The organism is Chitinophaga jiangningensis (assembly GCF_900142605.1).
Taxonomy (GTDB): Bacteria; Bacteroidota; Bacteroidia; order Chitinophagales; family Chitinophagaceae; genus Chitinophaga; species Chitinophaga jiangningensis.
In genome coordinates, this window is sequence record NZ_FRBL01000001.1 from 223,145 (window position 1) to 247,455 (window position 24,311).

Here is a 24,311-nt window from a genome sequence, read left to right on the forward strand (position 1 = left end):
AAACTATGGACGCGGCATATGATGTAATCATTATCGGAGGTGGACCAATAGGAATCGCCTGTGCACTCACTGCCCAGCGCGCAGGCTTATCTTACCTGGTGATTGAAAAAGGATGTTTGACCAACTCACTGTACAACTATCCGCTGTACATGACCTTCTTCTCCACCTCAGAAAGACTGGAAATCGGTAACATTCCTTTTGTATGTATCAATCCCAAACCAAACCGCCCCGAAGCCTTGGAATACTACCGGAGAGTGACCACCAGCAACCAGTTGAACGTAAAGCTGTTTGAAGAAGTAACCGGCATCATTCCTAACGGTACTGAATATATGGTACACACTCCAAAAGGGAAATATCACGGGCGCCATGTGGTAATTGCCACCGGATTTTACGATATTCCGAATAAGCTGAATGTACCCGGTGAAGACCTGCCGAAAGTAACGCATTACTACAAGGACCCTCACTTTTACGCTACCCGCAAAGTGATCGTAATAGGTGCCAACAACTCCGCCGTGGATGCGGCTTTGGAAACCTATCGCAAAGGTGCGCAGGTAACCATGATCATCCGTGAAGACGGTATTGGCAAACGGGTGAAATACTGGGTAAAACCGGATATTGAAAACCGTATCGCTGAGGGAAGTATCAAGGCTTACTACCATTCCGGGCTGGCCGCTGTGCGTGAAAATGAAGCGGATATCCTTACACCGGATGGTATTGTTACCATCCCTAATGACTTCGTAATTGCGATGACCGGCTATCAGCCCAACTTCGATTTCCTGCAAAAAGCAGGCATCGCCCTTTCAGACGATGCCAAAAAATATCCTGCGTATAATCCGCTTACCATGGAAACCAATATGCCGCGTATTTACTTAGCCGGCGTGGTTTGTGGCGGCATGGATACGCATGTATGGTTTATTGAAAACTCGCGCGAACATGCAGATAAAATCATTCAGCATATCCGCAGCAGGGCTTAAATAATATTCACTTCCCTTTCGAGGGTCACGCCAAATTTTTCGTGCACACTGTCTACCACTTGTTGCGACAGGTGGTAGATTTCACTACCTGTTGCCCCCCCATAGTTCACCAGTACGAGGGACTGTTTTGCATGTACACCTGCATCTCCCTGCCTGTAGCCTTTCCAGCCACATTGCTCAATGAGCCAGCCTGCAGCCAGTTTGAAATGATCATCGGGCAGCGGATAGGCGACCACGTTAGGAAACGTTTCTTTCAAACGGCGATAGGCAGCACCATCGATAGAAGGGTTTTTAAAGAAACTGCCCGCATTCCCGATCTCTGCCGGGTTAGGCAGCTTGGAACTGCGGATGTTAATCACCGCATCGCTGATGGCACGGATAGATAATTCCTTTACTCCCATGTGTTCCAATTCCGCTTCTATAGCGCCATAGCTGGTATTGAAATGCGGCTGCTTACTCAGTTTATACGTTACCGAAATAATGGCAAACTGATTTTTATATTCATGCTTGAATACACTTTCCCGGTAACCAAATTTGCAGTCGCTGTTATTAAATTTCACTATTGTTTTTTCATGGAGATGAAAAGCTTCCAATTCATGGAAGCAATCTTTAATCTCCACCCCATATGCGCCAATATTCTGCATGGGGCTGGCACCTACGTTACCGGGGATGAGCGAAAGGTTTTCGAGTCCTGCCAGGTTTTGACCAATACAATACTGTACGAAACCATGCCAGTTTTCCCCCGCGCCCGCTTTCACATATACGTAATCGTTATCCTCGGCTACTACAGTGATTCCTTTTATTTCATTTTTCAGCATGGCGCCGTCGTAGTTTTTGGTGAGAAGGATATTGCTCCCGCCTCCCAGGATCATACGTGGCTGTCCGGTTACCCGCGCATCAGCCAGCAAGGATTCCAGCTCCTGCTGATTCGCAAAAGTGGAAAAATAACGGGCCGTTGCAGTAATTCCGAAGGTATTATATGGCTTTAACAGAACATTTTCAGATATGAGCATAACTAAGCATTCAAAAAACTTAACTTTATATCAGACAAAGATAAACCGGATTTACTAACATCAGCACAATTCTATCCATGGAAAAAACTGCTATTGTAATAGGAGCTACCGGCCTTACAGGTACTCACCTGGTATCCGCACTCCTGCACGACGGGTACTATACCCACATCAGGGTGCTGGTACGCAAACACTGGTTTAATTCCAGGCCGGGGCTGGAAAGTATTATCGTTGATTACTCGGATGAAGCCACCCTGCGGACCTTGATTAAAGGAGATGTATTGTTCTGCTGCATTGGTACCACCATAAAAAAGGCGGGTTCCAAGGAAAATTTTCGAAAAGTAGATTTTGATATTCCGGTGAGATGTGCACGGATCGCGCGGGAAAATGGTGTAGGCCAGTTCCTCGTGATGTCCAGTATCGGAGCAAACCTCTACAGCCGCAATTTCTATCTCCGTACAAAAGGACAATTAGAAGCCGCTATAGAAGGCGTAGGGTTTTACTCCACGTCCATTTTCCGTCCCAGTTTCCTGCTGGGGCAACGGCAGGAGTTCAGGCTGGGCGAATGGCTCAGCAAATACCTGATCCAGTTGTTTTACTTCCTCCTACAGGGCCGCTGGAAAAAATACCGCGGCATCAAAGCCGCTACAGTAGCCAGTGCCATGCTGAAAGTAGCTAAAAAGAATATCCCCGGCATTTCCGTTTACGAATCCGATGCCATCCAGGAAGTAGGGGAAACACCACGCTGAGTTTGGCCAACACTACGTATCTTTAATGCTTATGCAACGACTTATATTCTTATTGATCACACTCTGCTGGATAACTTTTTCCCTACCCGGTAAAGCCCAGGAAAATAAGTTTCCGGATGTATGGCCACGAACTGCCGTAAAACACCCTGTGCCCACAGGTGCACAGTATAATGTGCCATATTTCACCCTCATTCACCGAGAAACTTTCGACTTCAACGTTAACAATGAAGATAAAGCCGCCGGGATCGCCTACTACCATAAACTGTATAAGAGTATCCAGATTCAGCAAACCCTCAACCGGGATACTTTCAACTCTATCCAGTTTAACGTACCCTCCAATGAGGAAACCCGCAGTTTTAACATTCGTAAAATAAGTGCCGACGGTACCGCCACCAATCTGGCCCGCAACGCCAGGGCCGTGAATAACAATGCAGGAGGCACCACCATTAGTGTAGAGGGACTGGAAGCTAACGCCGGCGACGAAATTGAATACGAACTCGTGTCAAAAGCCTCCGGCTACGCAGGCATATTTTCCATGCAGTCGGAAATCCCCTGCGCGGAAGCCCTGTTCCGCCTTACGGCACCTAAAACCATGAAATTCAATTTCAGCTCAAATATTCCACAGGCTACCCCTACCGCCACCGAAGATGGTAACAGCAACGTATATACGTTTACACAGGAAAATGTGACACCAATACGTAACAACCCACTGTATAACGTGAAGCCGGCGCTGGCACGCCTGGAATTTGCCCTGGCCGAAATCACCGAAGGCAGCAAAACCACTAAGATCAACTGGCAGGACTTCGGTAAGGAAACCTTTATTCCTTACGCCGCCATCAACAAGCAGGAAGCCCGCCTCGTAGAAAAAGAACTCGCTAACCTGCCGTTTCTTAAGCAGCGTATCCCGCTGCCAACGTTGCTTTACCTGCTGGAACAGTACATGAAAACCAATTATCAGCTCATCCCAACCGATCCATACCTCAATCCGGGCGACCTTTCTGCAGCCATCCGCACGAGGAGAACAGATAAAATGGGCATGATCAAGCTGATGAACGCTTTCCTGTACTACCTGAACATCCCGACACATATGCTTTTCACCTCTTCCAGAGATGAAATTCCATTACAAAAGGACCTGGTAAACCCACAGCTGGCAACCAATGTATTGCTGTATTTCCCTACTTTAGGGCAAGCCATGGCGCCCGGTGAGCCTGAATCCCGCTTCCCATGCTACCCTGCCAACTGGATCAACCTGCTGGCAGTTAGATGCCATGATACCCTCATTGGCGATAAAAGCGAAGTGCTCACTGACCTGATCAACACCCCGTTACCGGATTATACACTTAGCAATATCAGTATGGATGCTACCCTCACGGACCTGAACAATCCTTCATGGGAGGTAACACAGTCCTACGGCGGCTATGCAGCTATCAATGTAAAAAGAGGATTTGAGCGCGCCGGCAAGGATGAAGGCAGAAGGAATGCAGCCTTCAATTCTATTCTTCCACTGGAACCAGCGGTACGTAAGGTAACCAGCTACAGCGCCACCAATGAATTATTCACCAACCAACCACTGGATAAGCCGGTAGTGGTGAAATCAAAGCTAAACACACCTTCGCTTGTAGAAAATAAAGGCACAGGAAAAAATATCAAATTGGGTGACCTGCTCAGCGGTAGCCTCATACTCAACCCGGTTATGCCCGAAGATACGCTGCCAGTGCAGCTGGCTTTTCCGTTCTACTTCGAAACACGCCTGCACATCGACATCCCGGAAGGTTATAAAGTGATGAACAAAGATGATTTTGCTGCAAATATTGGCGACAAAAATGAGAACCTCGGCATGAAAATGCGCCTGGTGCAGGATGGCAATAAAGCGCACATTTTTGTAGTACAGTACTTTAAACTGGTGGATTATAAAGGAGCAGATAAAGCGCTGTTTAAGAAAATTCTGGAGCGGGTGCTAATACTGAAGCAACAGGAACTGATTCTTGGAAAGTAACAAAAAAAGCTCGCCTTCGGCGAGCTTTTTTTGTTTGCAGCCGTGCCGAAGGCTCGGCTGCAAACAAAATACTAAGATGAGTTTACACACAATCCACATCCGGCACAATCGTCACCGACCTGAATTTCTTCTCTGCCAGCAACTGTATAAAATACTCCCGCAGCAGGTGCTTGGTTTGTGCAATGGCCTTGGTATCTCTCGGCAGCTTGATTAACATCTCCTGTAAATAATTATTTCTGACTCTTGCCACAGGAGGCGCTGCCGGGCCCACCAGCTGTGGTCCTATGTGTGGATTCAGCCAGCTGGCCAGGATCTGTGCAGCCTGTTCCACTGTTTGCTGATTTTTATGTTTGAGCGTGAGCTTGAGCAAACGGTAAAACGGCGGATAGTGGAAAAACTGTCGCTCCGCCAGCTCGGCTTCATACATCGCTTTATAATCGTGGTTCAGCACATAATGCAATACCGGATGCCGCGTATTGCTGGCCTGCACCAGCACTTTACCTTTTTCATGTTTTCGTCCTGCGCGGCCACTCACCTGCTCCATCAGTTGAAAAGCACGTTCGTTTACCCGGAAATCGGGATAGCTCAGGAGGCTGTCGGCACTCAGAATGCCCACCAGGTTCACATTATCAAAATCGAGCCCTTTCACTACCATCTGTGTACCCACGAGGATGTCCACTTCCCGGTCTTCCAGCAGCTTGATCATTTTATTGTGACTGTCTTTATTCCTTACAGAATCCACGTCCATACGGGCAATGCGGGCTTCCGGAAAGATTTGTTGCAGATCGTCTTCTATTTTTTCGGTACCGAAACTTTTAGGTATGAGCGACTGGCTACCACAGGCGGCGCAGGTATATACATACGGATAACGCGTGCCACAGTAGTGACAGTGCAGTTTATCCTGATTGCGGTGGTAGGTAAGCGATACATCGCATTGTTTGCAATGCGGTATCCAGCCGCAGGTAGTGCACATCAGGAAAGGCGCGTAGCCGCGGCGGTTCTGAAACAGGATTACCTGCTTTTGCGCGGTGAGGCTTTCTGTAACAGCGGTTTTAAGGGCCAGGGAGATGTTACCGTCCATGGTTTTTTCTGCCATTTCTTTCTTGATGTCCACGATATCCATCGCGGGCATTTCGACGCCGCCGTATCTTTCTGAGAGCTCTACCAGACCGTACTTGCCCTGCTGTGCATTGTAGTATGATTCCAGGGAAGGGGTAGCGCTGCCGAGCAGCACCTTAGCCTTAAACAGGCCGGCATAATAGATAGCCGCATCCCTTGCGTGATAGCGGGGAGCCGGGTCCTGCTGTTTGTAGGAGGGGTCATGTTCCTCATCGAGGATGATGAGGCCGAGATCGCGGAAAGGCAGCAGGAGGCTGGAACGTGCGCCCAGCACAATCTGTAGCTCTCCGTTCTTCACCTTGTTCCAGATCTCTACCCTTTCGTTGTTATTGAAGCGGGAGTGATAGATCCCGATATGTTTACCAAAATGTTTCTGTAAGCGACGGATGATTTGTGCTGTGAGCGCGATTTCCGGCAGCAGGTAAAGTACCTGTTTTCCGGCCGCTACGGCTTCTTCCATCATTTTTACGTATACCTGCGTTTTACCGCTGGAAGTAACACCATGCAGTAAGGTTACCTGTTTGGTGGCAAAGTGAGTTTGTACTTCCTGTAATGCTTTTTCCTGGGAAGGGCTCAGTGTGAAGTCCAGCTGTGCATCCAGCTTGTGTTGTTTGATACGGTCCACCGCACGTTTTTCCACGAGCAGGATACCTTTATCCACGAGACCTTTGAGCTGTGCAGTGGTAGCATTTGACTTTTTGAGCAGCTCCGGCTGTGTAACCTCACCGGTTGTTTTTAACAAGTGGAGGTAGGCCAGCAACAGTTCCATCTGTTTGGGTGCGCGGCCAAAATCATTGAAAAGAGCTTCCAGCTGGGCATCCTGCTGGTAGTTTGGATGCAGCACGATGAAGTTTTCCGTCTTTTCTTTATAAACTTCTTTGAGCTCTTCGTATACCAGGCATACCTTCTTCTCAATCAGTTTTTTGATAACACTATATACTTCAGATTTATCCAGGATCAGCTGCACTTCCTCAATGCGCAGTTCCTTGCGGATTTGCAGCGCTTCCGCGATGAGGTATTCATCATCGTCCAGTTGCGTATAGTCGTCGCCGTAAGCATCATTATGCAGCAGCAATGTTTCACTGGAGAGTTTGAGGTGTGCGGGGAGGGCTGCGTTGAGCACCTCACCTTCGCTGCACATGTAATAGCTGGCTATCCACGACCAGAAGCTGAGCTGGGTGGGATATACAACCGGCTCTTTATCGAGCAGGTCCAGCAGTGGTTTGGTTTTATAATCGGCAGGTGCCTGCTGATGAATTGCCTTTACGATACCCGCATACTTCTTCTGTTTACCCAGTTGCACCGCCACGCGACTGCCCACCTGGATAGTATTTTCCATGTGTTCGGGAATGGAATAAGTATAATTTTTAGGTAACGCCAGTGGCAATATTACATCTGCATACTTCATGCGGTCGGTTGCAATGTTGGGTAAGCACGACGTTTACGCAGTTCTGCGTCCATTACCTCGTAAACGCGTTGTTTGAGGGTATTAATATCGTCGAGTGTAAGGCCTTCAACCGGGATTTCCGGGAGGAATACCACGCGGCATTTGCCGGGATTCAGCACCATCAGTCCTTTACCGGAAGGGAAGCGGTCGCCCGCATCCACGTACAATACCGGTTTAAGTGGTATCTGCATTTCGATGGCCATACGAAAAGCGCCGTTATGGAAAGGACGCAGCGGCTCATTGGTTTCGTTGGTAGTACCTTCCGGGAACATCAGGATGGAGATACCTGCTTTGAGGCGGCTCATCATTTCACGAACACTCTTGGCTCTGGCAGGAGCGTTGGAGCGATCCACCGGTACCACAGAATTTCTATAAATGAACCCAAAAAACGGGATTTTAGACATTTCCACCTTCCCGAGCGGGCGGAAAGGAAGGCGCATCACCTTTACTGCGATGGCAGCATCGAGGTAGCTACGATGGTTAACAACGTATATGCATGGTTTGTCGCCGTGTTCAACCAGGTGTTCCTTCGTAACCCGCATCCCTACCAGCGGAAACCAGGCATGGGCCCAAAATCGCAGGAAATAGAAGATGATATTTCCCCCTTTCTCCTTACCCAGCAGCGATGCCAGGAAAATCGGCGGCAGGATCAGAAACATGATTCCCAGGAATATAATGGCGGCGTATACTACATATATAAGACGCAACAATTTCATAAATAACTTCATAAACGCCCCTTGTCAATGGTTTGAATTAGGCTGGAAAACTACGATTTATATTACTAATAATGAAGTTTTGTGCTATTCACAATGGCAGGACCAGTCTTTATCCAGGTCGATACAGGTAACCACTCTGGCGCTGTTTTTATCACAGGGAGCAAAAACGATACGCAGGTGTTGCCCCTCATGTGAATACCCTTCCAGTGCGAAGGTAGGGCAGGGACGGTCATTAGGATTGGATTTTTCCAGGTTGACCTCGCCTTTCTGCAGGATTTCGGCCACTTCCGCTTCCGTCACATGGCGACAATCCATACGACATTTGGCATGCTTCGTAAATTCCAGCCTTGCTTCGCGGTTGAGCAGGGCGCCGGCGACTTTTGGCTCCGGTTTAGGCGGACTGGTAACAATGTTTTTGCTTCCCGGTATAGTGCCTGACTCTCTTTTCCACCATTCCTGGTGCCACCCTGCCACTAATAAAACGGCTAGCAACAGCACCGGCAGATATTTTTGAACAGATTTCATAAAATTATAACAGCGGCGTAAAATAGTCAAAATTCCTGACCTGACTATGACATAAAAAGTTGCTACCTTTGCCGTCCTCTATGGAACAAGTAAAAACAGTAGCATTTCATACCCTCGGCTGCAAGCTGAACTTTTCAGAAACCTCCTCCCTGAGCAGGTTACTGGAACAGGATGGCTTTGTAAAAACGGATTTTGACAATACCGCCGATGTATATGTGATCAATACCTGTTCGGTAACTGATAATGCCGATAAGGAATGCCGTCAGCTGGTGCGCCGTATACAACGCCGCGCCCCTGAAAGCATGGTGGTCATTACGGGTTGCTACGCCCAGCTGAAACCGGAAGAAATTGCGAGCATTGAAGGGGTAGACCTGGTACTCGGCGCAGCAGAAAAATTCAATATCGCCGAACACCTGAAAAACCTCACCAAAGGCGACAGCGCAAAAATCTGCTCCTGCGATATTGAGGATGTAAACTCTTTCCACTCCTCCTACTCCCTGCACGACCGCACCCGTACCTTCCTGAAGGTACAGGATGGTTGCGACTATGGCTGTACCTTCTGTACCATCCCGATGGCCAGAGGCAAAAGCCGCAGCGATAGTGTTGCTAATGTGGTAAAGAATGCTGAAACACTCGCCGCAAACGGGGTGAAAGAAATTGTACTGACAGGCGTAAACCTGGGCGACTTCGGAAAAGGCTTTGAAGGCGGTAAGAAGAGAGAAGAAACTTTTTATGAGCTTATCCAGGAACTGGAAAAAGTAGAAGGGATTGAGCGTTATCGCATCAGTTCCATCGAACCTAACCTGCTGACTGCCGAAATCATTGAATTTGTGGCAAACAGCAACAAGTTCATGCCGCATTTCCATATCCCATTACAAAGTGGCAGTAATGAAGTGCTCGGTAATATGCGCCGCCGCTACCGCCGCGAGCTCTATGCAGAAAAAGTAGGTATGATCAAACAGTTCATGCCTCACTGTGCTATAGGCGTTGACGTAATTGTTGGCTTCCCGGCAGAGTCGGATGCGCATTTCCAGGAAACCTATGATTTCCTCCATAGCCTGGATGTATCCTATCTTCACGTGTTCACCTACTCAGAAAGAGCTAATACGCTCGCGCTGGACATCCAGCCGGTAGTACCGGTAAACGTACGCCACGAGCGTAATAAAATACTCCGTAACCTCAGCGTTAAAAAACTGAATTACTTTACGGAACAACATATTGGCCAAACCCGCAAAGTACTGTTTGAATCACATAACAAAGACGGTATGATGGAAGGGTATACTGATAACTACATTAAGATTACAACACCATTCAGAGAAGAATGGAGTAATAATATTGTGGATTGGGAGCTGAGATAAACGCTTCCTCCACACATTATTGAAAAGGTGCCGGCAAGCCGGCACCTTTTTATTTAGGCCTGCTATCATCCCATAAGCGAAAATTGTTATTTTTAAGGCCTTATAGCATTCCTATGATGAAAATAACCCTTATGGTTAGTTGCCTGCTGACTTGTATTGCAACCTACGCACAAAAAACCATCACAATTGCAGAAGCTGCTCAAACAGTGCCCGCTGGGAAAAAATGGGTGATACCCATCCATAGGAAAGTATTAGTAGGAGTACCTGGTAGTACATTGCAATCAGGAACACTTTGTAATGCAACACTACTAACTAAAAACGCGTCCATAGGCATGATAGGTTCGGGTCCTAACCCTTACTCCCCGCTACACATTTACAAGATCAATATTTCCACATTAGAGCCGTCTGCATTCAGTGGCAACAATGTGATCAGCGTAACACCTGAATCGTTTACCTGGAAATCCTTTGAAGACAATAGCGTAACCACCCTAACGGAAAATCTCGTGTTTTATCAAAATGAAATTGTACACGCCCGGGAATGTATGAGAGGTATCCAGGCTTTTGAATATGCGCTCACTCCTGCTGACCTTAAACAGCTCAACATCAATCAAAAAAAGGCAGTTGTGCCGGCCAATAAGAAAGAAGAAACACCGGAACAAAGGAAAGTACGGGAAACCAAAGCTGCCGTGGATGCAGGAAAGTCAGTAGAAGACTGGTATCTCAGTAATAAACCTACCCTTTTAGCAGATACCAACTCCCGTGCTGAAGAAGCGCTGAAAGAAGCACTACGCAACATTATCGGACAAAAGAAAAATCAGCTCCATTTTTTTGAAAAGCATAAAACGGTAATTATGTTTTTCGATACCACAGGCCATATCTCCAGCATTTATTCGGATAACATGGATACCGGCAAATTAAGTGTTCCATGGCAACAATATTTTTCAGCCTCCATGCCCGGGGAAGTAACCATTAACAAAACAAACCGGAAAGTTCCGTTTACTCAAACCATATATATTCAAATCGGGCAAAAAAGCGGAGATGCAAATGGAAGAGTGAAACTTATCCGGAATAAAGACAAATCCTATTCAACAGACATTATTCCAAATGCCAATATGGATAGTACTTATAAGGCCCGGCTTAAAGCCTATGCAGCAGGCCGGCTGATGGATATGAAACCGGGAACATTGAATAATGCTGACATTTCAGGGCACTTCGAAACTTACACCGTTCATTTCAGGTATGCACTTGACCTGCCACCGGTAAAAACACTGACCATTTACACAATCGACAATATTCAGCTTAATTAGCTCCTACAATAAACGGGAAAGCATTTTAAATAACGCTTTCCCGTTCATGGAGCTTCAATGCTGTTTACTTTGGAAAACCCGCACTATTCTTCACCTCTACCAGCTGCTGCGTATGCCTGTTGGTATGCGCTGCATCCAGCAGTAACAACTGATACGCATCGATTGGACCTAAAGGAGATTGCTCTACCACATGGTTACGCAGATCATCTTTAGAGTTCATGACATAGTTGATAAGTGAATCTCTGCGGGCTACAAAACCAGCGATAATCTGCTGAGAAGTTTGACCACCGGCCGGTACAAATTCTTCCGGCGCCTTTGCCTTTTTGCTACGATCTTCCACCCCCGCGATAATTTGTTCGTCGGTGAGCTTAATCAGTGATCTTTTGGAAGCATCTGCCGGAGCGCTTACCAGCTGCTGTTCCCAGGCAAACAAGCCGCCTTCGGTTCTGTAAATATGCTCTACACACTCAATTACAGACCAGCGGTCCGGTGCAGGCTTATATTTCAATTGCTCTTCAGAAAGGCCAGCTACTTCTTTTAACAGGTTAGCTTTGGTTTCCTTTAACTGAGTGAGCAGTAAGGATCTGTCTTCCTGCGGCGGGCGCGGTATTACAAAAGCGGAGCATAGTATTACAAATACTAACAGATAGGAAATTTTCATCGTGGTGGTATTTTTTGGTGGTTAAATGCAGAATTGCAGGAGCAAGTTACGAAACTTCCAGTGTCTCCAGTATACGAAGAAATTCGCTGCGCGGAATAAAGTCGGCCCCCAGCGAACGGAGGTGATGAGTTTCCACCTGACAGTCGATCATACCAAGCACATGACTATGATCCTGCACAAAAGTGATAAATGCTGCTTTGGAAGCATTGCTCACTTTGGCAAACATGGATTCCCCAAAGAAGGCGCGTCCCAGCCGGATGCCATACAAGCCTCCTACCAGCTCATCCCCCTGCCAGGCTTCAACCGACATGGCAATTTTCATTTCATGCAGGCGAATATAAGCGGCTTCCATATCTCCCGTAATCCAGGTCCCATCCTGATCAACCCGTTCAATTTTACGGCAATTGCGGATCACGCCGGCAAAGTTTTGATTATAGGTAATGCGGAAAGTATTTTTCTTCAGTACCTGCTTCATACTGGCAGATACTTTCAGGCTTTCGGGGAATAGTACAAAACGGGGATCTGGACTCCACCAGAGAATCGGTGGCTCATTAAACCAGGGGAATATGCCGGACTGATAGGCCAGTATCAGCCTTTCAGGCCTCAGATCTCCTCCTACAGCCAGCAACCCGTCAGGCTCTGCAAACGTTACATCCGGAAATATCAGCTCTTTTGAGAGACGAAAAATCATGCTATTGGTTAACGGATTCTTCTATAGTGGCACTCAAACCTCTTTCCAGCAGCGCTTCACAAAGGGGACGCAGCTTCCTGTACTCTCCCTGTTTTACCGCATATTTACCGTTAAAATGGATAATAAGTGCACATTGCTCCGCCTGCTCATGTGTATGGCCACACACCTCAATCAACGAGGCAATTACCCAGTCGAATGTATTTACGTCGTCGTTCCACACCACCAGGTTAAAGGGAAATTGCTCATCCTCCGCTACCAGAACATCCTCCTGTTCCTCCGTAATTACTTCAGTATTAGTGTGTTCCATCATTATTAAAGAAAGCTTTATGCAAAATTACGCGGAATATTCGTTAATTTATCCACTATTGAGTAATGATAATCCTGATGACGGTTTATAATGACTGAAAATCAAACCTGATTGACAGCTTATTTTTTCCGCACATCCCTAAAAATTGGTTTTATGAAGCACAGCCTGGTTTTACTAATGAATTTCTCCTTGCCACTGAAAGATCCTATTCCTATTTTTTCATTGGTATTGTTCATCATATTGCTGGCCCCTATCATCCTGAGAAAATTCCGTATACCCAGTATTATCGGGCTTATCCTGGCCGGTATGCTGATAGGTGATCACGGATTTAAGATTATTGAAAAAGGTAGTATCGATCTATTCGGCAAGGCAGGTTTACTATACATCATGTTCCTGGCGGGCCTGGAGCTGGACATGAATGAGTTCCGTAAAAACCGCTACAGAAGTATGGTTTTCGGAGCATTTACTTTTTTCATCCCACTCATAATGGGATACCTGGTATGCACATACGTACTACACTTTAACTTCATGGCTACCCTGCTCATCTCGAGTATGTTCGCCACACATACGCTGGTAGCCTACCCACTGGCAAGCAGGCTCGGTATTACAAAAAATGAAGCAGTAACCGTAGCCGTTGGTGGAACCATTATTACCGACACCGCCGTACTGGTGATACTGGCCGTTATCACCGGCGCAGAAGCCGGCAACCTCAATACCGAATTCTGGGTAAGGCTAGCCATTTCCCTGACGGTTTTTGCCACTATCATCCTGTGGCTGATGCCCATGCTGGGACGATGGTTTTTCAAAAAAATCAAGGACGACAAAACCTCTCATTTTATATTCGTTCTAGCCCTCGTGTTCCTCTCCGCATTCCTGGCAGAACTGGCCGGCGTAGAGGGTATCATCGGGGCATTTCTCGCCGGCCTGGCACTTAACCAGCTGATACCGCATACATCTCCCCTGATGAACAGAATTGAGTTTGTTGGTAATGCACTTTTCATCCCCTTTTTCCTGATCAGTGTAGGGATGCTGGTAGATTTACGGGTACTACTCAAAGGTCCGCAGGCATTGATTATCGCCGGTGCACTCACCATCATGGCACTCAGCAGCAAATGGCTGGCCGCCTGGTTTACTCAGCTGACATTCCGTTATACGCCCACACAACGCAGAGTAATCTTTGGACTCAGCAGTTCACATGCTGCCGCCACCATCGCAGTTATTCTCATTGGGTTTAACATGCATATTGTAGATGAGAATGTCCTTAACGGCACAGTGATCCTTATACTTGTCACCTGCCTGGTAGGCTCATTCGTAACAGAAAATGCCGGTCGAAAAATGGCGATCGAGGAGTCGGCCGCAAAACCCGAGCTGCCTGATCAACCTGAACGTATACTCATTCCCGTGGCACACCCGGATCGTATTGAGGCACTGCTCGACTTTGCCGTTATGATCAAGGACCCGCAGGCCAATACGCCCATATACCCGCTGGCCATTGTACAGGACAACAGCACGGCCAAAGAAAGTATTCACGCCAGTAACAAGATGATGGAAAAAGCCATTATCCATGCTGCCGCTACAGAAAGTCAGCTGCAGGTTGTTACCCGCATTGACCTCAATATTTCAGATGGCATTTCCCGTGCCGCCACAGAACTGATGGTCAGCGATGTAATACTCGGATGGACGGATAAAACCAGTGCCACCGACCGTTTCCTGGGCTCCTTCTTTGGAAGCACACTCGATAACGTGCTGCAAAGTGTATGGGAAACCGTGTATGTTTGCCGGTTTCTATATCCACTCAGTACTACTAAAAAAATGGTGCTGGCACTTCCTAAAAATGCGGAATATGAACAGGGTTTCCTGCATTACCTGCAGAAAATGCTGATGCTTGGAAAACAGGCAGGAGCAAAGCTGGTTGTATTTTGCGCTAATTCCACCCAAACTATTATTGAGGGATATATAGTACAATCAAAAATGAGCATCGATGTACAATTCCGGGTATACGACGGTACAGAAGATTTCCTGGCCATCAGCAGGGAAGTAAGCCGAAACGACCTGGTGGCAGTAGTTACAGCCCGTAAAGGCACCTTATCGTACAGTGCCTACATGGAAAATATACCGGGCAAAATTGAACGTCATTTCAGGGACAACAATGTGATTCTCCTATATCCGGAACAAATTGCAGTGGATTATGTGGAAGCTGGTATTCAGCCGGAAGACCTTACCCTGGCACCTATCCAGGAGCAGCTGGCAAATTTGAATAAGTTAGGAAAAGCGGTGAAAAGGATTTTCAAACCGAAGAAATAGGTGCAAAAAAAATACGCTGATGCATGTCGCTATATTTATTGATCTGCGTAGAGACGCCTCGCAGGCGTCTATCAAAACACAATCTCCGCTTAGATTTTATTGATTAAAGCGGAGATTGTGAAAGTAGATTTATCCGAATAGACACCTGCCAGGCGTCTCTGCTTCCCGAAATAAATTGTCAACCTATCACTATACTATTGCTGTGCATATATAACCTTTACCAGTACTAACCAACAAAGACATAAAAGCAAGGTGGTGATAAGTACCATCCATTTTCCCTGCTCTCTCGTACTGTCTGAAAAGGCATAAACGCGGCTCCCATCCGGCAAGGTCTTTTTTGTTAACCGCACAAATGCACCAATAAAAATCCCCAGACAGCTGAAAACACTCATATAAGGAAACGGTACAAAAAGCAGCAGTGGTGACAGGTATCCGATCAATACCAGGTGACCGGGCAACTCCTGCGGTTTGGTTAATGTTTCCAGTCTTTTATTTCCGAGGAGATGTAATTGTTCCGGTGTGTAAGTGATCCCTTGTTTCTCCAGCAGCTTTAGGGCAAGTGCATAATCAAAATCCCCCCATTCATCTTTTTGGGCAATCACGTCCTTTAGTTCTTCTGTGGTGAAAGATAACAGGTAATAGTCCGGCTCCACGTCTTCCGGCGATACAGTGATCATGCTTTTAAGCAGGTTGTCAGCCTGAGTAAAATAACCGGCAGGAATCTTCACCAGATGGCGCTGATCAAAGTTCTGTCCTACGTACACATGGTCCATCAACAACACTTCTTCCTCATATGCAACAGGGATGTTATGCGCTTGTAACAAGGTTACAATTTCAGCCGCTTGCGCTTCGGTATGAAATCGCTTAAAGGTGAGCAATTTTTCCATAGGTAAGGTATAGATATATGAAGATATAGTTTTGCGCGACAATATGCAATCGGTGCTATGCATGAAAAAAGACCTGTGCAATGCACAGGTCTTAATGTGTGTGGGAGTTGACGGGTTCGAACCGCCGACCCTCTGCTTGTAAGGCAGATGCTCTGAACCAGCTGAGCTAAACTCCCTTGATGGAAAACTGAATGTCGATAAAAAAAGACCCGTGGAAACCACAGGTCTTAATGTTGTGTGGGAGTTGACGGGTTCGAACCGCCGACCCTCTGCTTGTAAGGCAGATGCTCTGAACCAGCTGAGCTAAACTCCCTGAAGATCTTTACAATTGAATTAGGTTGGTGGGAGTTGACGGGTTCGAACCGCCGACCCTCTGCTTGTAAGGCAGATGCTCTGAACCAGCTGAGCTAAACTCCCATGAAAGATCTTTACCAGTAAAATTGAAGTGGGAGTTGACGGGTTCGAACCGCCGACCCTCTGCTTGTAAGGCAGATGCTCTGAACCAGCTGAGCTAAACTCCCATTCTTTCTTTGTAACCATCAAGCCTTTCGTTCGATGGGATTGCAAAGGTATAATCTATTTTTATTCTACCAAATAAATTTTCGAAAAAACGATTAAAAGTTTGCATACACATCTACCACAATGACACTCAAACCCTTTACAGATAAGGTTTATAATTAGTATGAAAAAAATCAGGATTGATGTTACATCAATCCTGATTCAACTGAGTTTTTATACAATTGCTTAGTTTTCTGCACAATTATTTCTTCTTTTTCTTCTCTACCTTCTTCACGAAATTACCCTCAAAGAAACACTTGATACCGCGGTACGCACCGCAACCACCAATTTCCCTGATACTTACCCTGCCGGAAGAAAACTGGAAAGAAATACCACAGGATGTTTCCTTATCGCGGAATTCACCCCTGTTGCCGGCTATATACTGACCTACACCGCTCACCTCGCCCTTGCACTTACCGTTGTCTTTTGAGAAGGTAATGAAGAACTGGAACGACTTCGCATCCTCGCCATCACGGATAGATACCAGGCTCATGTCGCCACTGGTGTAATCAGCAGAAAAACGGTGCTTGCGCGGCAATGTATCAAGCGGATTGAAGATCTGACCTGGTACCGACAAGTTAGCCGAGTTAGTCATAATCAACATAGTAGAACCATCGGGATTTACACTGTAAAAGTCCTCCCGCTGCATATCCCGCACAGGTCCGTGTTGTACCTCGGTGGACAATTTCAGCACGTTTCTGCTGTCGATCTGCAGGGAAGAATATACCCCGCTTCTACCTGCATCGGCTACACGAATACGCCGAACAAAGGTGCCTTTTTTCTTCTCCATAAAACAGAGATAAGCCACCGTACCGGAACGGCCTGCCGCCTTTACTACCATGTAATCCAGCGGATTACCCTCCATACGCTGCAAGGGCCACAATCGGACCTTTTCTCCTTTCGGGAAATCCCCTTTAGTAAGCGTATCCGTTAAAAAACGGTTCACGTCCGCCGTATCCAGTGCCAGCGAATCCGCCATCTTTAATTGCAGGGAATCTGACACCAACTTGTATGGCAACGCAGCCACCGGGAATAACTCCCGGAATTCCTCCCTGGTCATAGGCTCATCCCCGCCATGACCGGAATTCTTCTTTGTCTTACAGGCTGCCAATACACCTATGGCCATTATTAATAACAGATAACGCTTCATTAGTAGATTTAAATTCTTTGGGCGAAAAGTTAAACTAAATTTTTATATGTGCGCCTCCAAAATCAAAAAACATACCGGATATAGAAAAGTTCGGGGAAATTATTTAAGTTTGTCTAAATAATAATTTAGGTTGTATGAATTTATCAGTTGCGGAAGAGAATTATATCAAAGCCATTTACAAGCTACAGGAAGGGGAACAGGCCGTTACCACCAACGCCCTGGCATATGAACTGGAAACAAAGCCAGCCTCCGTGACCGATATGGCCAAGAAGCTGAAAGAGAAAAAACTCATCTCCTATGAAAAATACCAAGGCATCACCCTCTCCCCGGAAGGCCGTAAAACGGCACTTCAGGTGGTAAGGCGGCACCGACTCTGGGAATGCTTTCTTGTGGATAAGCTCTCCTTCTCCTGGGAAGAAGTGCATGAACTGGCGGAAGAACTGGAACACGTACGCAGTGAAAAGCTCATCAGCCGCCTCAGTGATTTCCTCGGTAATCCGGTGATAGACCCACATGGCGACCCCATCCCAGACGCCAACGGCCGCATGGCCAAGCCAAGGCCGCAAACCTCTCTGGACCAGGCCAATGCCAGAAGACTCGTGGTCACTGCAGTTAGTGATCAGTCGTCCGCACTCCTGGCATTCCTCAATGCCAAAAGCATTAAACTGGGTACCCAGCTGGAAATCATCGCCCACTACGAATTCGACAACTCAATTGAAATAAAGGTAAAACATCAGCCAGCCATCACCATCAGTGAACAAGTGGCTAAAAATATAATGGTCAGACCGCTATAACACTAAACCTATATGGGACCGTCACTAAGTGAAGTACATGAAAGTATAGACACCGGAAGTAAATCGAAATGGAAGAAAATATTTGCCTTCTTCGGACCCGCCTACCTGGTGAGCGTAGGCTATATGGACCCCGGCAACTGGGCCACCGACCTCGCCGGAGGTAGTAAGTACGGCTACACGCTGCTATGGGTACTGCTCATGAGCAACATCATGGCACTACTGCTGCAGAGCCTCAGCGCCCGCCTGGGCATCGTCAGAGGCCGCGACCTCGCACAGGCCAACCGCGAAACCTATCCGCCCGCTGTTAACTTCATCCTCTACATCCTCGCAGAAATAGCTATCGCCGCCACCGACCTCGCAGAAGTACTCGGTATGGCCATCGGTATCCAACTACTTACCGGCCTGCCACTCATCTGGGGCGTTAGCCTGACCGTATTAGATACCTTTCTCCTGCTCGTATTGCAACGGTTTGGCATGAGAAAGATGGAAGCCTTCATAGTGGCACTAGTCGCCATCGTGGGCACATCGTTCCTGATAGAACTCATTCTCGCCAAACCTAAAATGAGTGAAGTAGTAACCGGTTTCATACCCAGTATACCCGATAATACCGCCCTCTACCTCGCTATCGGTATCATCGGCGCCACCGTAATGCCCCATAACCTCTACCTGCACTCAGCACTGGTGCAAACCAGGAAAATAAAACGTGATGAAAAAGGCATCCGCCAGTCGATCAAACTCAACTTTATCGACAGCGCCATCGCGCTCAACCTCGCCTTTTTCGTAAACGCCGCCATCCTCATACTGGCAGCTGCTGTGTTTTACAATACAGGACGTACGCACATCGCTGAAATCCAGGATGCACACGAACTGCTGGAGAAATTATTAGGCACCAAACTGGCCCCCGTCCTGTTTGCCGTAGCCCTGATCGCAGCCGGACAAAGCTCCACGGTAACAGGTACCCTCGCCGGCCAAATTGTAATGGAAGGCTACCTGCACCTGCGTATCAATCCATGGCTGCGCCGCCTCATCACCAGGCTGCTGGCGATTATTCCAGCCCTGCTGGTAATTATCATCGCCGGCGATAAAGAAGTGGGTGCACTGCTGGTATTCAGCCAGGTACTGCTGAGCTTTCAGCTGGGCTTCGCCATCATTCCACTCATTCACTTCGTGAGCGATAAACATACCATGGGTAACTTCGCCATCAAAACGCCTGTGAAGATTCTTAGCTGGGTGATTGCCTCCGTGCTGGTATACCTGAACTCACGAATGGTTTTTGAAGAAGCACGCGATTACATCTCCGGAAATAGTAACAGCCTTGTAGACGCTATTATCATTATCGTGGGTATTGGCTTCCTCGTGCTGCTCGGATTCACCATTATCTACCCTATCTTCCGCAAACATCCGGAAGCACCCGATAATCCTAATATTCATAAGGCACAGGTAAGCCTGGGTGAACTGGATGAACCCATCTACCACCGTATTGCCATGGCGCTGGAATTCGGCAAATTCGATGAACAGATTATCCGAAATGCCATTGCTCACGGTAACGAACACACGGAGTATATCCTGATTCATATTGTAGAAAGTGCGTCGGCTAAGTATTTCGGAAAAGATTCCGATGACCTGGAAACACGTAAAGACCAGGAACAGCTGGACACCTACGTAGCGCTCCTGAAATCCAGGAATATCAAGGCCAAAGGGGTGCTCGGCTTCCGCCGCCGCTCCAACGAAATTGCCCGCATCGTGTCCGAAGAAAAAGCAGACTTCCTCGTACTCGGCGGCCACGGCCACAAAGGACTAAAGGATCTTATTTACGGCGAAACCGCCAACCAGGTGAGGCATAAAGTAAAAGTGCCGGTACTGGTAGTACAATAATTTAGTGTATGCAACAGCTATTCAAACCCGGCGACACCAAAACATTTGAACGTATCGTTACCATGGCCGACTGCGCCGCATTCGACAGCGGTATGGTACACCCGGTATATGCCACCTTTGCACTCGCCAGAGACGCCGAATGGTGTTGCCGCCTGTTTGTGCTGGAAATGAAAGAAGAAGGAGAAGAAGGAATTGGCGCCTCGCTCACCGTGGAGCACCACGCACCCGCGCTGAATGGTAGTACAGTAAGGTTTACCGCTACTATTGAAAGCCTGTTGCATCACACCATCACCTGCTCCTACACGGCCCATGTGGGCAACAAACTGATTGCATCAGGTACACAGGTACAAAAAATATTGAAGAAGGAGAAGCTGGAGAAACTATTTGCCGGCGCCTGACTTTTCCCATCCTTTCCCGGGAGGGGATGGGAAAAGTTCAGGTACCGGCGGATGTATTATAAGCCCAGTGCTGCTTTCAGCCTTGGGTAACCTGTTTTACTCACCAATACTTTAGCGCCGCTTTTTAGGATCGCGAGGTGATTTTCTTTTTCGTATGGATCAATCCTGCTCACCTGGTTTATATTCAGAATATAAGACCGGTGCACACGGGTAAACTGTTGCGCATCGAGGGTTTGCTCAAAAAACGACATCGTTTTGTTTTTCAGAAAAGCTCCTTCCTGCGTTACTACTTTCACATAATCATCCGCTGCTTCCAGGTAATGGATATCATGCACGGGGATGATCTTGATTTTACCGTTTATTTTTACCACTACCCTGTTGCTCTGCACCGGCGAGCTACCGGCTGCATCCAGTAAGGCGCTGGTATCCGGAGCCGGTACCGGCGCTGCAATAGCGGCTTTCAGCTCCAGCCATTTCTGCAAAGCTTTATCAAAGCGTTCTTTAGAAAAAGGTTTCAGCAGGTAATCCGCCGCATTCACCTCAAACGCCCTGATGGCGTGCTCTTCAAACGCTGTTGTAAATATTACTGCCGGCATATTTTCTACCAGTTCCAGCATTTCAAAACCGGTAATTTTCGGCATTTGTATATCGAGGAAAATGATATCCGGCTGATGTTGCTGAATTGCTTTCAGTCCTTCAAAACCATCATTACACTCCTGCAGTACCTGCACCTGCGGATAGGAGAGCAGATACTCTTTTACTACTTCCCTTGCCAGTGGTTCATCATCAATTATTACTGCTTTTATCATGTGTTTGAGGTACTTTAATGAGTGTTGTATAAATATTTCCGTTGACCGAGGTTTCGAGCAGATCCTGTCTCGCAAAAAGCAGGTACAACCTGCGCTTGATGGATGAAAGGCCGAAGCCTGTTCCTTTTTTCGGTGCCTGTAATTCAGTATCGAAAGGGTTTTGCACTTCCAGGTACAGCGTATTTTCGCCGGCCCATGCCCTTATATTGATAGCAATTTCACCAATGGTATCGTACAGTCCAAATTTAATGGCATTTTCCACTACCGGCTGCAGCAGCATTGGCGGCATAAACATCTTTTCGGCGCCGTCATCATGCGAAACATTGGTGGTAAGGCGGTGACCGAACCGCACTTTTTCTATATCGAGGTACAGCCCCAGGTACTGCAGTTCTTCCGTCAATGATATCCACTGATCATCTTCTCTTTTGATGGAGCCGCGGAGGAAGTCGGACAGCTTGAGTACCATTTCCCTTGCCTGTTGCGGCCGCAGCATGATCAGCGCATTGATGGAGTTAAGACTGTTAAAAAGAAAGTGTGGTTGTAACTGTTGCCTTAGCTTAAACAACTCTGCTTCTCTCACAATCTTTTGCGTATCTTCTTTCCTTTGCAGTTCCGCCTGCTGATCTTCCATATCGTACAGCATGATGCTGCGGAAACCAATACCGGTGATGATCAGCCAGCCTACAATGCAGTAGATGGGAATACCTTTGGTGAGCCACATCAGGTAATACGCATCGCCAGCAAAGGTTTTGTGTAATATCCATTGTGAGGCAGCTACCCAAAGGAACGTCATGGCACAACTCACCACACTTACATACATAAACTGCACCAGTCCGCGATTAGGGCGGTAATAGGCGAGGTTACTACTGATCAGTAAACATACAGAGCCCAGCAGGCAGATATGCACCGAACTATCCGTGACGGACTGCCAGAAAGGGAAGTCGAACCATTGCCATAACAGGAAAGTATAAACGACGAATGCAATCGCAAAAGTGGCAGTGAATACTCTACCGGCAGGACCTGTATAAATGCTTTTTCCCACGCTGTTGTTTAGGTTAATGAAGTTCGGCTACTGGTTGCTCCTGTAACTGGGCTGATTTTGTTTGCAGCCATGCTACGTAAGACTTAGGATCTCCCGGCTCTTCGATACGGGAGTAAAGTTCCATACCGTCTGTCAGTTGATCCAGTGTATATATTTCAGGTACGTTGATGAACTTCCAGTTCACCATTTCCTGCTGATGATTTTTAAAAGCATATTGCTCCTGGATGCCTATCTCGTGAGCTTTTGCCAGCGCGTCTTTTTTAGTTACGGCGCTGACCAGGCGAATTTGTTCATCAAACTGCGGTGTATGGTTGCCATCTCCTACGATGATCTGATAAACAACTTTTGCAACAAACCAATGCATATACGATGATTTTACAGGATTATAATTAGTTTTTCAAAAAAATGGGGGTTAACCGATGGACATTTCAACTTATATATAGCTTTTTATTTCCACGCCTCCGAAGATGCAGCTGCCTTTGAGCACCAGCGTCTTTTCTGCGGTGGTGGCGCGCATCAGCTCCGGATTCCGTTTATCATCCACGCCGCCGAGTATGGTAGTTACATCGATGATCACATTCCAGTTGGATGGTACGATGATTTCACATCCGCCGAAGATGGCCGTCACGTCCAGCACTGCGGTATCCTTGATATCAGCCTGGGTGAAGTTCAGTTCTCCTCCGCCGAAGATGGCACTTACGTAACCTCCTTTGAAATCTTTGGACAACACCAGTTTATTAACGCTGCCAAAAATGGCCGTGGCATTGATTCTGTCATCAGAGTAATTTTCTGCGTTGTAGTTTTCGTTTTCAATCCAGCCATGCGTTTCGTCGTGTTTCCATTTGCCGTAGTCCCTGTTTCTGTGCCACTTGTGTTTGCAGCTATTGCTCCAGTCTTCATTGCGTTTCAGCATAATAACGATACCGACGCCAATCAGCACTACCGGCCAGATGAAACGTGCGGTATTATAAGGCCACTGCATGATTTCGCCGGCCAGAAATACGCCGCCTACCATGAGCATGGCAAGCCAGCCGCCACCACGGAACTCGTGTTTAATACCCACCAGCAAGCCGATCACGATCAGCAGCATTTGCCAGGAGAATAACCAGTAAGGCAGGTCCAGGTCTAATCTCTTCAACAGCAGCCCTACGCCTATCAGGATAAGAACGATCCCACCTACGGCGTTTCCACCTCTTTTGGATTTTTTTATTTCAGTTTCTGTGCTTGACATTTTTAAGATTTTATAAATATTTAATGGTGGTGGGTTTTTATCCTCTTTTTCTGGCGGATGCCTTTCTGGATAAGATGATTACACCCAGGAGGATCAGGCCTACCGGCCATATAAAGCGATCGATCAGAAAGGATACGTGCAAAATATCTTTTATAAAGAAGATACCACCAATTCCCATCAATATGGCCCAGCCAATACCCTGGAAGTTTCTTTTAATACCCACCAGCAAACCCACCACCATCATTACCACCTGCCAGGAGGAGATCCAGTGCGGCAATCCCAGGTGTACATCCAGGTTAAGGATGTTCACGAGGAGGGCGATGCCGAGGATGATCAGAAAGATACCACCTACTCCGCTTCTGCCTTTTCCGGAACTGTTTACTTGTGTGACTGTGTTTGCCAT

General features: G+C 47.1%; 23 protein-coding genes and 4 tRNA genes. 9 read left to right on the forward strand and 18 right to left on the reverse strand.

What is annotated here, in order from left to right:
- Positions 1 to 5 precede the first annotated feature (5 nt).
- Positions 6 to 974: a YpdA family putative bacillithiol disulfide reductase gene (locus BUB18_RS00870; protein WP_073077102.1), complete on the forward strand. Its 969-nt coding sequence runs from the start codon at positions 6 to 8 to the stop codon at positions 972 to 974.
- On the opposite strand, the gene murB is transcribed toward BUB18_RS00870, so the two are convergent.
- Positions 971 to 1,987 (reverse strand): UDP-N-acetylmuramate dehydrogenase, encoded by a 1,017-nt coding sequence (gene murB / locus BUB18_RS00875; RefSeq protein WP_073077104.1) that lies wholly within the window; start codon positions 1,985 to 1,987, stop codon positions 971 to 973. The genes BUB18_RS00870 and murB overlap by 4 nt on opposite strands.
- A gap of 77 nt (positions 1,988 to 2,064) precedes the next feature.
- On the opposite strand from murB, the gene BUB18_RS00880 reads away from it, so the two are divergent.
- Positions 2,065 to 2,733 carry an NAD(P)H-binding protein gene (locus tag BUB18_RS00880; protein ID WP_073077106.1) on the forward strand — a complete coding sequence of 223 codons (669 nt, stop codon included), beginning with the start codon at positions 2,065 to 2,067 and terminating at the stop codon, positions 2,731 to 2,733.
- A 31-nt stretch (positions 2,734 to 2,764) separates the two neighbouring features.
- On the forward strand, positions 2,765 to 4,729 hold the full coding sequence (locus BUB18_RS00885; protein WP_178372057.1) for a DUF3857 domain-containing protein: 1,965 nt from the start codon (positions 2,765 to 2,767) through the stop codon (positions 4,727 to 4,729).
- A gap of 82 nt (positions 4,730 to 4,811) precedes the next feature.
- Here the strand turns inward: BUB18_RS00885 and priA are convergent, their stop codons facing one another.
- The 3 genes from priA to BUB18_RS00900 all read right to left on the reverse strand — a co-directional run bounded on the left by priA (position 4,812) and on the right by BUB18_RS00900 (position 8,536).
- The gene (gene priA, locus BUB18_RS00890; protein ID WP_073077110.1) at positions 4,812 to 7,256 is read right to left on the reverse strand and encodes a replication restart helicase PriA; all 2,445 of its coding nucleotides are present in this window, start codon (positions 7,254 to 7,256) and stop codon (positions 4,812 to 4,814) included.
- Positions 7,253 to 8,011 carry a lysophospholipid acyltransferase family protein gene (locus BUB18_RS00895; protein ID WP_073078354.1) on the reverse strand — a complete coding sequence of 253 codons (759 nt, stop codon included), beginning with the start codon at positions 8,009 to 8,011 and terminating at the stop codon, positions 7,253 to 7,255. The genes priA and BUB18_RS00895 overlap by 4 nt, the downstream gene beginning before the upstream one ends.
- A gap of 84 nt (positions 8,012 to 8,095) precedes the next feature.
- A complete protein-coding gene (locus BUB18_RS00900) occupies positions 8,096 to 8,536 on the reverse strand; it encodes a DUF4258 domain-containing protein (RefSeq protein ID WP_073077112.1) in 441 nt (146 codons plus the stop codon).
- Between the two features lie 80 nt (positions 8,537 to 8,616).
- On the opposite strand from BUB18_RS00900, the gene mtaB reads away from it, so the two are divergent.
- Positions 8,617 to 9,894 (forward strand): tRNA (N(6)-L-threonylcarbamoyladenosine(37)-C(2))-methylthiotransferase MtaB, encoded by a 1,278-nt coding sequence (gene mtaB, locus BUB18_RS00905; RefSeq protein ID WP_073077114.1) that lies wholly within the window; start codon positions 8,617 to 8,619, stop codon positions 9,892 to 9,894.
- A gap of 113 nt (positions 9,895 to 10,007) precedes the next feature.
- Positions 10,008 to 11,201 carry a hypothetical protein gene (locus tag BUB18_RS00910; RefSeq protein ID WP_143159780.1) on the forward strand — a complete coding sequence of 398 codons (1,194 nt, stop codon included), beginning with the start codon at positions 10,008 to 10,010 and terminating at the stop codon, positions 11,199 to 11,201.
- A gap of 64 nt (positions 11,202 to 11,265) precedes the next feature.
- On the opposite strand, the gene BUB18_RS00915 is transcribed toward BUB18_RS00910, so the two are convergent.
- From BUB18_RS00915 to BUB18_RS00925, 3 genes are read right to left on the reverse strand one after another with little or no spacing between them, the layout of a single operon-like run.
- Positions 11,266 to 11,862: a DinB family protein gene (locus BUB18_RS00915; RefSeq protein ID WP_073077118.1), complete on the reverse strand. Its 597-nt coding sequence runs from the start codon at positions 11,860 to 11,862 to the stop codon at positions 11,266 to 11,268.
- 46 nt (positions 11,863 to 11,908) lie between these two features.
- Positions 11,909 to 12,553 carry a leucyl/phenylalanyl-tRNA--protein transferase gene (gene aat, locus BUB18_RS00920; RefSeq protein WP_073077120.1) on the reverse strand — a complete coding sequence of 215 codons (645 nt, stop codon included), beginning with the start codon at positions 12,551 to 12,553 and terminating at the stop codon, positions 11,909 to 11,911.
- A 1-nt stretch (position 12,554) separates the two neighbouring features.
- Positions 12,555 to 12,863: an ATP-dependent Clp protease adaptor ClpS gene (locus tag BUB18_RS00925; RefSeq protein WP_245805596.1), complete on the reverse strand. Its 309-nt coding sequence runs from the start codon at positions 12,861 to 12,863 to the stop codon at positions 12,555 to 12,557.
- Positions 12,864 to 13,013: 150 nt separating this feature from the next.
- On the opposite strand from BUB18_RS00925, the gene BUB18_RS00930 reads away from it, so the two are divergent.
- Complete coding sequence (locus BUB18_RS00930) at positions 13,014 to 15,164, forward strand: cation:proton antiporter (RefSeq protein WP_073077122.1); 2,151 nt, start codon at positions 13,014 to 13,016, stop codon at positions 15,162 to 15,164.
- Between the two features lie 194 nt (positions 15,165 to 15,358).
- Here the strand turns inward: BUB18_RS00930 and BUB18_RS00935 are convergent, their stop codons facing one another.
- The 6 genes from BUB18_RS00935 to BUB18_RS00960 form a co-directional block, all read right to left on the reverse strand.
- Positions 15,359 to 16,051 (reverse strand): hypothetical protein, encoded by a 693-nt coding sequence (locus BUB18_RS00935; protein ID WP_073077124.1) that lies wholly within the window; start codon positions 16,049 to 16,051, stop codon positions 15,359 to 15,361.
- Between the two features lie 101 nt (positions 16,052 to 16,152).
- A tRNA-Val gene (locus BUB18_RS00940) sits at positions 16,153 to 16,227 on the reverse strand.
- 62 nt (positions 16,228 to 16,289) lie between these two features.
- A tRNA-Val gene (locus tag BUB18_RS00945) sits at positions 16,290 to 16,364 on the reverse strand.
- A 26-nt stretch (positions 16,365 to 16,390) separates the two neighbouring features.
- Positions 16,391 to 16,468: transfer RNA gene (locus tag BUB18_RS00950), tRNA-Val, on the reverse strand.
- A gap of 29 nt (positions 16,469 to 16,497) precedes the next feature.
- A tRNA-Val gene (locus BUB18_RS00955) sits at positions 16,498 to 16,572 on the reverse strand.
- Between the two features lie 239 nt (positions 16,573 to 16,811).
- On the reverse strand, positions 16,812 to 17,759 hold the full coding sequence (locus BUB18_RS00960) for a hypothetical protein (protein ID WP_143159781.1): 948 nt from the start codon (positions 17,757 to 17,759) through the stop codon (positions 16,812 to 16,814).
- A 134-nt stretch (positions 17,760 to 17,893) separates the two neighbouring features.
- On the opposite strand from BUB18_RS00960, the gene BUB18_RS00965 reads away from it, so the two are divergent.
- Genes BUB18_RS00965 through BUB18_RS00975 form a run of 3 tightly spaced genes read left to right on the forward strand, consistent with a single transcriptional unit; the run spans position 17,894 to position 20,826 of the window.
- Entirely contained in the window at positions 17,894 to 18,553 is a 660-nt protein-coding gene (locus BUB18_RS00965) for a metal-dependent transcriptional regulator (protein WP_073077127.1), read from the forward strand.
- A 12-nt stretch (positions 18,554 to 18,565) separates the two neighbouring features.
- Positions 18,566 to 20,428: an Nramp family divalent metal transporter gene (locus tag BUB18_RS00970; protein ID WP_073077129.1), complete on the forward strand. Its 1,863-nt coding sequence runs from the start codon at positions 18,566 to 18,568 to the stop codon at positions 20,426 to 20,428.
- A gap of 8 nt (positions 20,429 to 20,436) precedes the next feature.
- Positions 20,437 to 20,826 carry a thioesterase family protein gene (locus tag BUB18_RS00975; protein WP_073077130.1) on the forward strand — a complete coding sequence of 130 codons (390 nt, stop codon included), beginning with the start codon at positions 20,437 to 20,439 and terminating at the stop codon, positions 20,824 to 20,826.
- A 56-nt stretch (positions 20,827 to 20,882) separates the two neighbouring features.
- On the opposite strand, the gene BUB18_RS00980 is transcribed toward BUB18_RS00975, so the two are convergent.
- The 5 genes from BUB18_RS00980 to BUB18_RS01000 all read right to left on the reverse strand — a co-directional run bounded on the left by BUB18_RS00980 (position 20,883) and on the right by BUB18_RS01000 (position 24,311).
- Positions 20,883 to 21,635, reverse strand: coding sequence for a LytR/AlgR family response regulator transcription factor (locus BUB18_RS00980; protein ID WP_073077132.1), 753 nt, complete (start codon positions 21,633 to 21,635; stop codon positions 20,883 to 20,885).
- Positions 21,613 to 22,677: a sensor histidine kinase gene (locus BUB18_RS00985; RefSeq protein ID WP_143159782.1), complete on the reverse strand. Its 1,065-nt coding sequence runs from the start codon at positions 22,675 to 22,677 to the stop codon at positions 21,613 to 21,615. The genes BUB18_RS00980 and BUB18_RS00985 overlap by 23 nt, the downstream gene beginning before the upstream one ends.
- 13 nt (positions 22,678 to 22,690) lie before the next feature.
- On the reverse strand, positions 22,691 to 23,041 hold the full coding sequence (locus BUB18_RS00990) for a DUF4288 domain-containing protein (RefSeq protein ID WP_073077134.1): 351 nt from the start codon (positions 23,039 to 23,041) through the stop codon (positions 22,691 to 22,693).
- Positions 23,042 to 23,110: 69 nt separating this feature from the next.
- On the reverse strand, positions 23,111 to 23,908 hold the full coding sequence (locus BUB18_RS00995; RefSeq protein ID WP_073077136.1) for a LiaF transmembrane domain-containing protein: 798 nt from the start codon (positions 23,906 to 23,908) through the stop codon (positions 23,111 to 23,113).
- A 37-nt stretch (positions 23,909 to 23,945) separates the two neighbouring features.
- On the reverse strand, positions 23,946 to 24,311 hold the full coding sequence (locus BUB18_RS01000) for a LiaF transmembrane domain-containing protein (protein WP_073077138.1): 366 nt from the start codon (positions 24,309 to 24,311) through the stop codon (positions 23,946 to 23,948).

Bases quoted from the DNA above. Each gene is read 5' to 3' on its own strand.
- BUB18_RS00870 (WP_073077102.1), top strand. From the start codon at position 6: ATGGACGCGGCATATGATGTAATCATTATCGGAGGTGGACCAATAGGA.
- murB (WP_073077104.1), bottom strand. From the start codon at position 1,987: ATGCTCATATCTGAAAATGTTCTGTTAAAGCCATATAATACCTTCGGA.
- BUB18_RS00880 (WP_073077106.1), top strand. From the start codon at position 2,065: ATGGAAAAAACTGCTATTGTAATAGGAGCTACCGGCCTTACAGGTACT.
- BUB18_RS00885 (WP_178372057.1), top strand. From the start codon at position 2,765: ATGCAACGACTTATATTCTTATTGATCACACTCTGCTGGATAACTTTT.
- priA (WP_073077110.1), bottom strand. From the start codon at position 7,256: ATGAAGTATGCAGATGTAATATTGCCACTGGCGTTACCTAAAAATTAT.
- BUB18_RS00895 (WP_073078354.1), bottom strand. From the start codon at position 8,011: ATGAAATTGTTGCGTCTTATATATGTAGTATACGCCGCCATTATATTC.
- BUB18_RS00900 (WP_073077112.1), bottom strand. From the start codon at position 8,536: ATGAAATCTGTTCAAAAATATCTGCCGGTGCTGTTGCTAGCCGTTTTA.
- mtaB (WP_073077114.1), top strand. From the start codon at position 8,617: ATGGAACAAGTAAAAACAGTAGCATTTCATACCCTCGGCTGCAAGCTG.
- BUB18_RS00910 (WP_143159780.1), top strand. From the start codon at position 10,008: ATGATGAAAATAACCCTTATGGTTAGTTGCCTGCTGACTTGTATTGCA.
- BUB18_RS00915 (WP_073077118.1), bottom strand. From the start codon at position 11,862: ATGAAAATTTCCTATCTGTTAGTATTTGTAATACTATGCTCCGCTTTT.
- aat (WP_073077120.1), bottom strand. From the start codon at position 12,553: ATGATTTTTCGTCTCTCAAAAGAGCTGATATTTCCGGATGTAACGTTT.
- BUB18_RS00925 (WP_245805596.1), bottom strand. From the start codon at position 12,863: ATGATGGAACACACTAATACTGAAGTAATTACGGAGGAACAGGAGGAT.
- BUB18_RS00930 (WP_073077122.1), top strand. From the start codon at position 13,014: ATGAAGCACAGCCTGGTTTTACTAATGAATTTCTCCTTGCCACTGAAA.
- BUB18_RS00935 (WP_073077124.1), bottom strand. From the start codon at position 16,051: ATGGAAAAATTGCTCACCTTTAAGCGATTTCATACCGAAGCGCAAGCG.
- BUB18_RS00960 (WP_143159781.1), bottom strand. From the start codon at position 17,759: ATGAAGCGTTATCTGTTATTAATAATGGCCATAGGTGTATTGGCAGCC.
- BUB18_RS00965 (WP_073077127.1), top strand. From the start codon at position 17,894: ATGAATTTATCAGTTGCGGAAGAGAATTATATCAAAGCCATTTACAAG.
- BUB18_RS00970 (WP_073077129.1), top strand. From the start codon at position 18,566: ATGGGACCGTCACTAAGTGAAGTACATGAAAGTATAGACACCGGAAGT.
- BUB18_RS00975 (WP_073077130.1), top strand. From the start codon at position 20,437: ATGCAACAGCTATTCAAACCCGGCGACACCAAAACATTTGAACGTATC.
- BUB18_RS00980 (WP_073077132.1), bottom strand. From the start codon at position 21,635: ATGATAAAAGCAGTAATAATTGATGATGAACCACTGGCAAGGGAAGTA.
- BUB18_RS00990 (WP_073077134.1), bottom strand. From the start codon at position 23,041: ATGCATTGGTTTGTTGCAAAAGTTGTTTATCAGATCATCGTAGGAGAT.
- BUB18_RS00995 (WP_073077136.1), bottom strand. From the start codon at position 23,908: ATGTCAAGCACAGAAACTGAAATAAAAAAATCCAAAAGAGGTGGAAAC.
- BUB18_RS01000 (WP_073077138.1), bottom strand. From the start codon at position 24,311: ATGGCAAACACAGTCACACAAGTAAACAGTTCCGGAAAAGGCAGAAGC.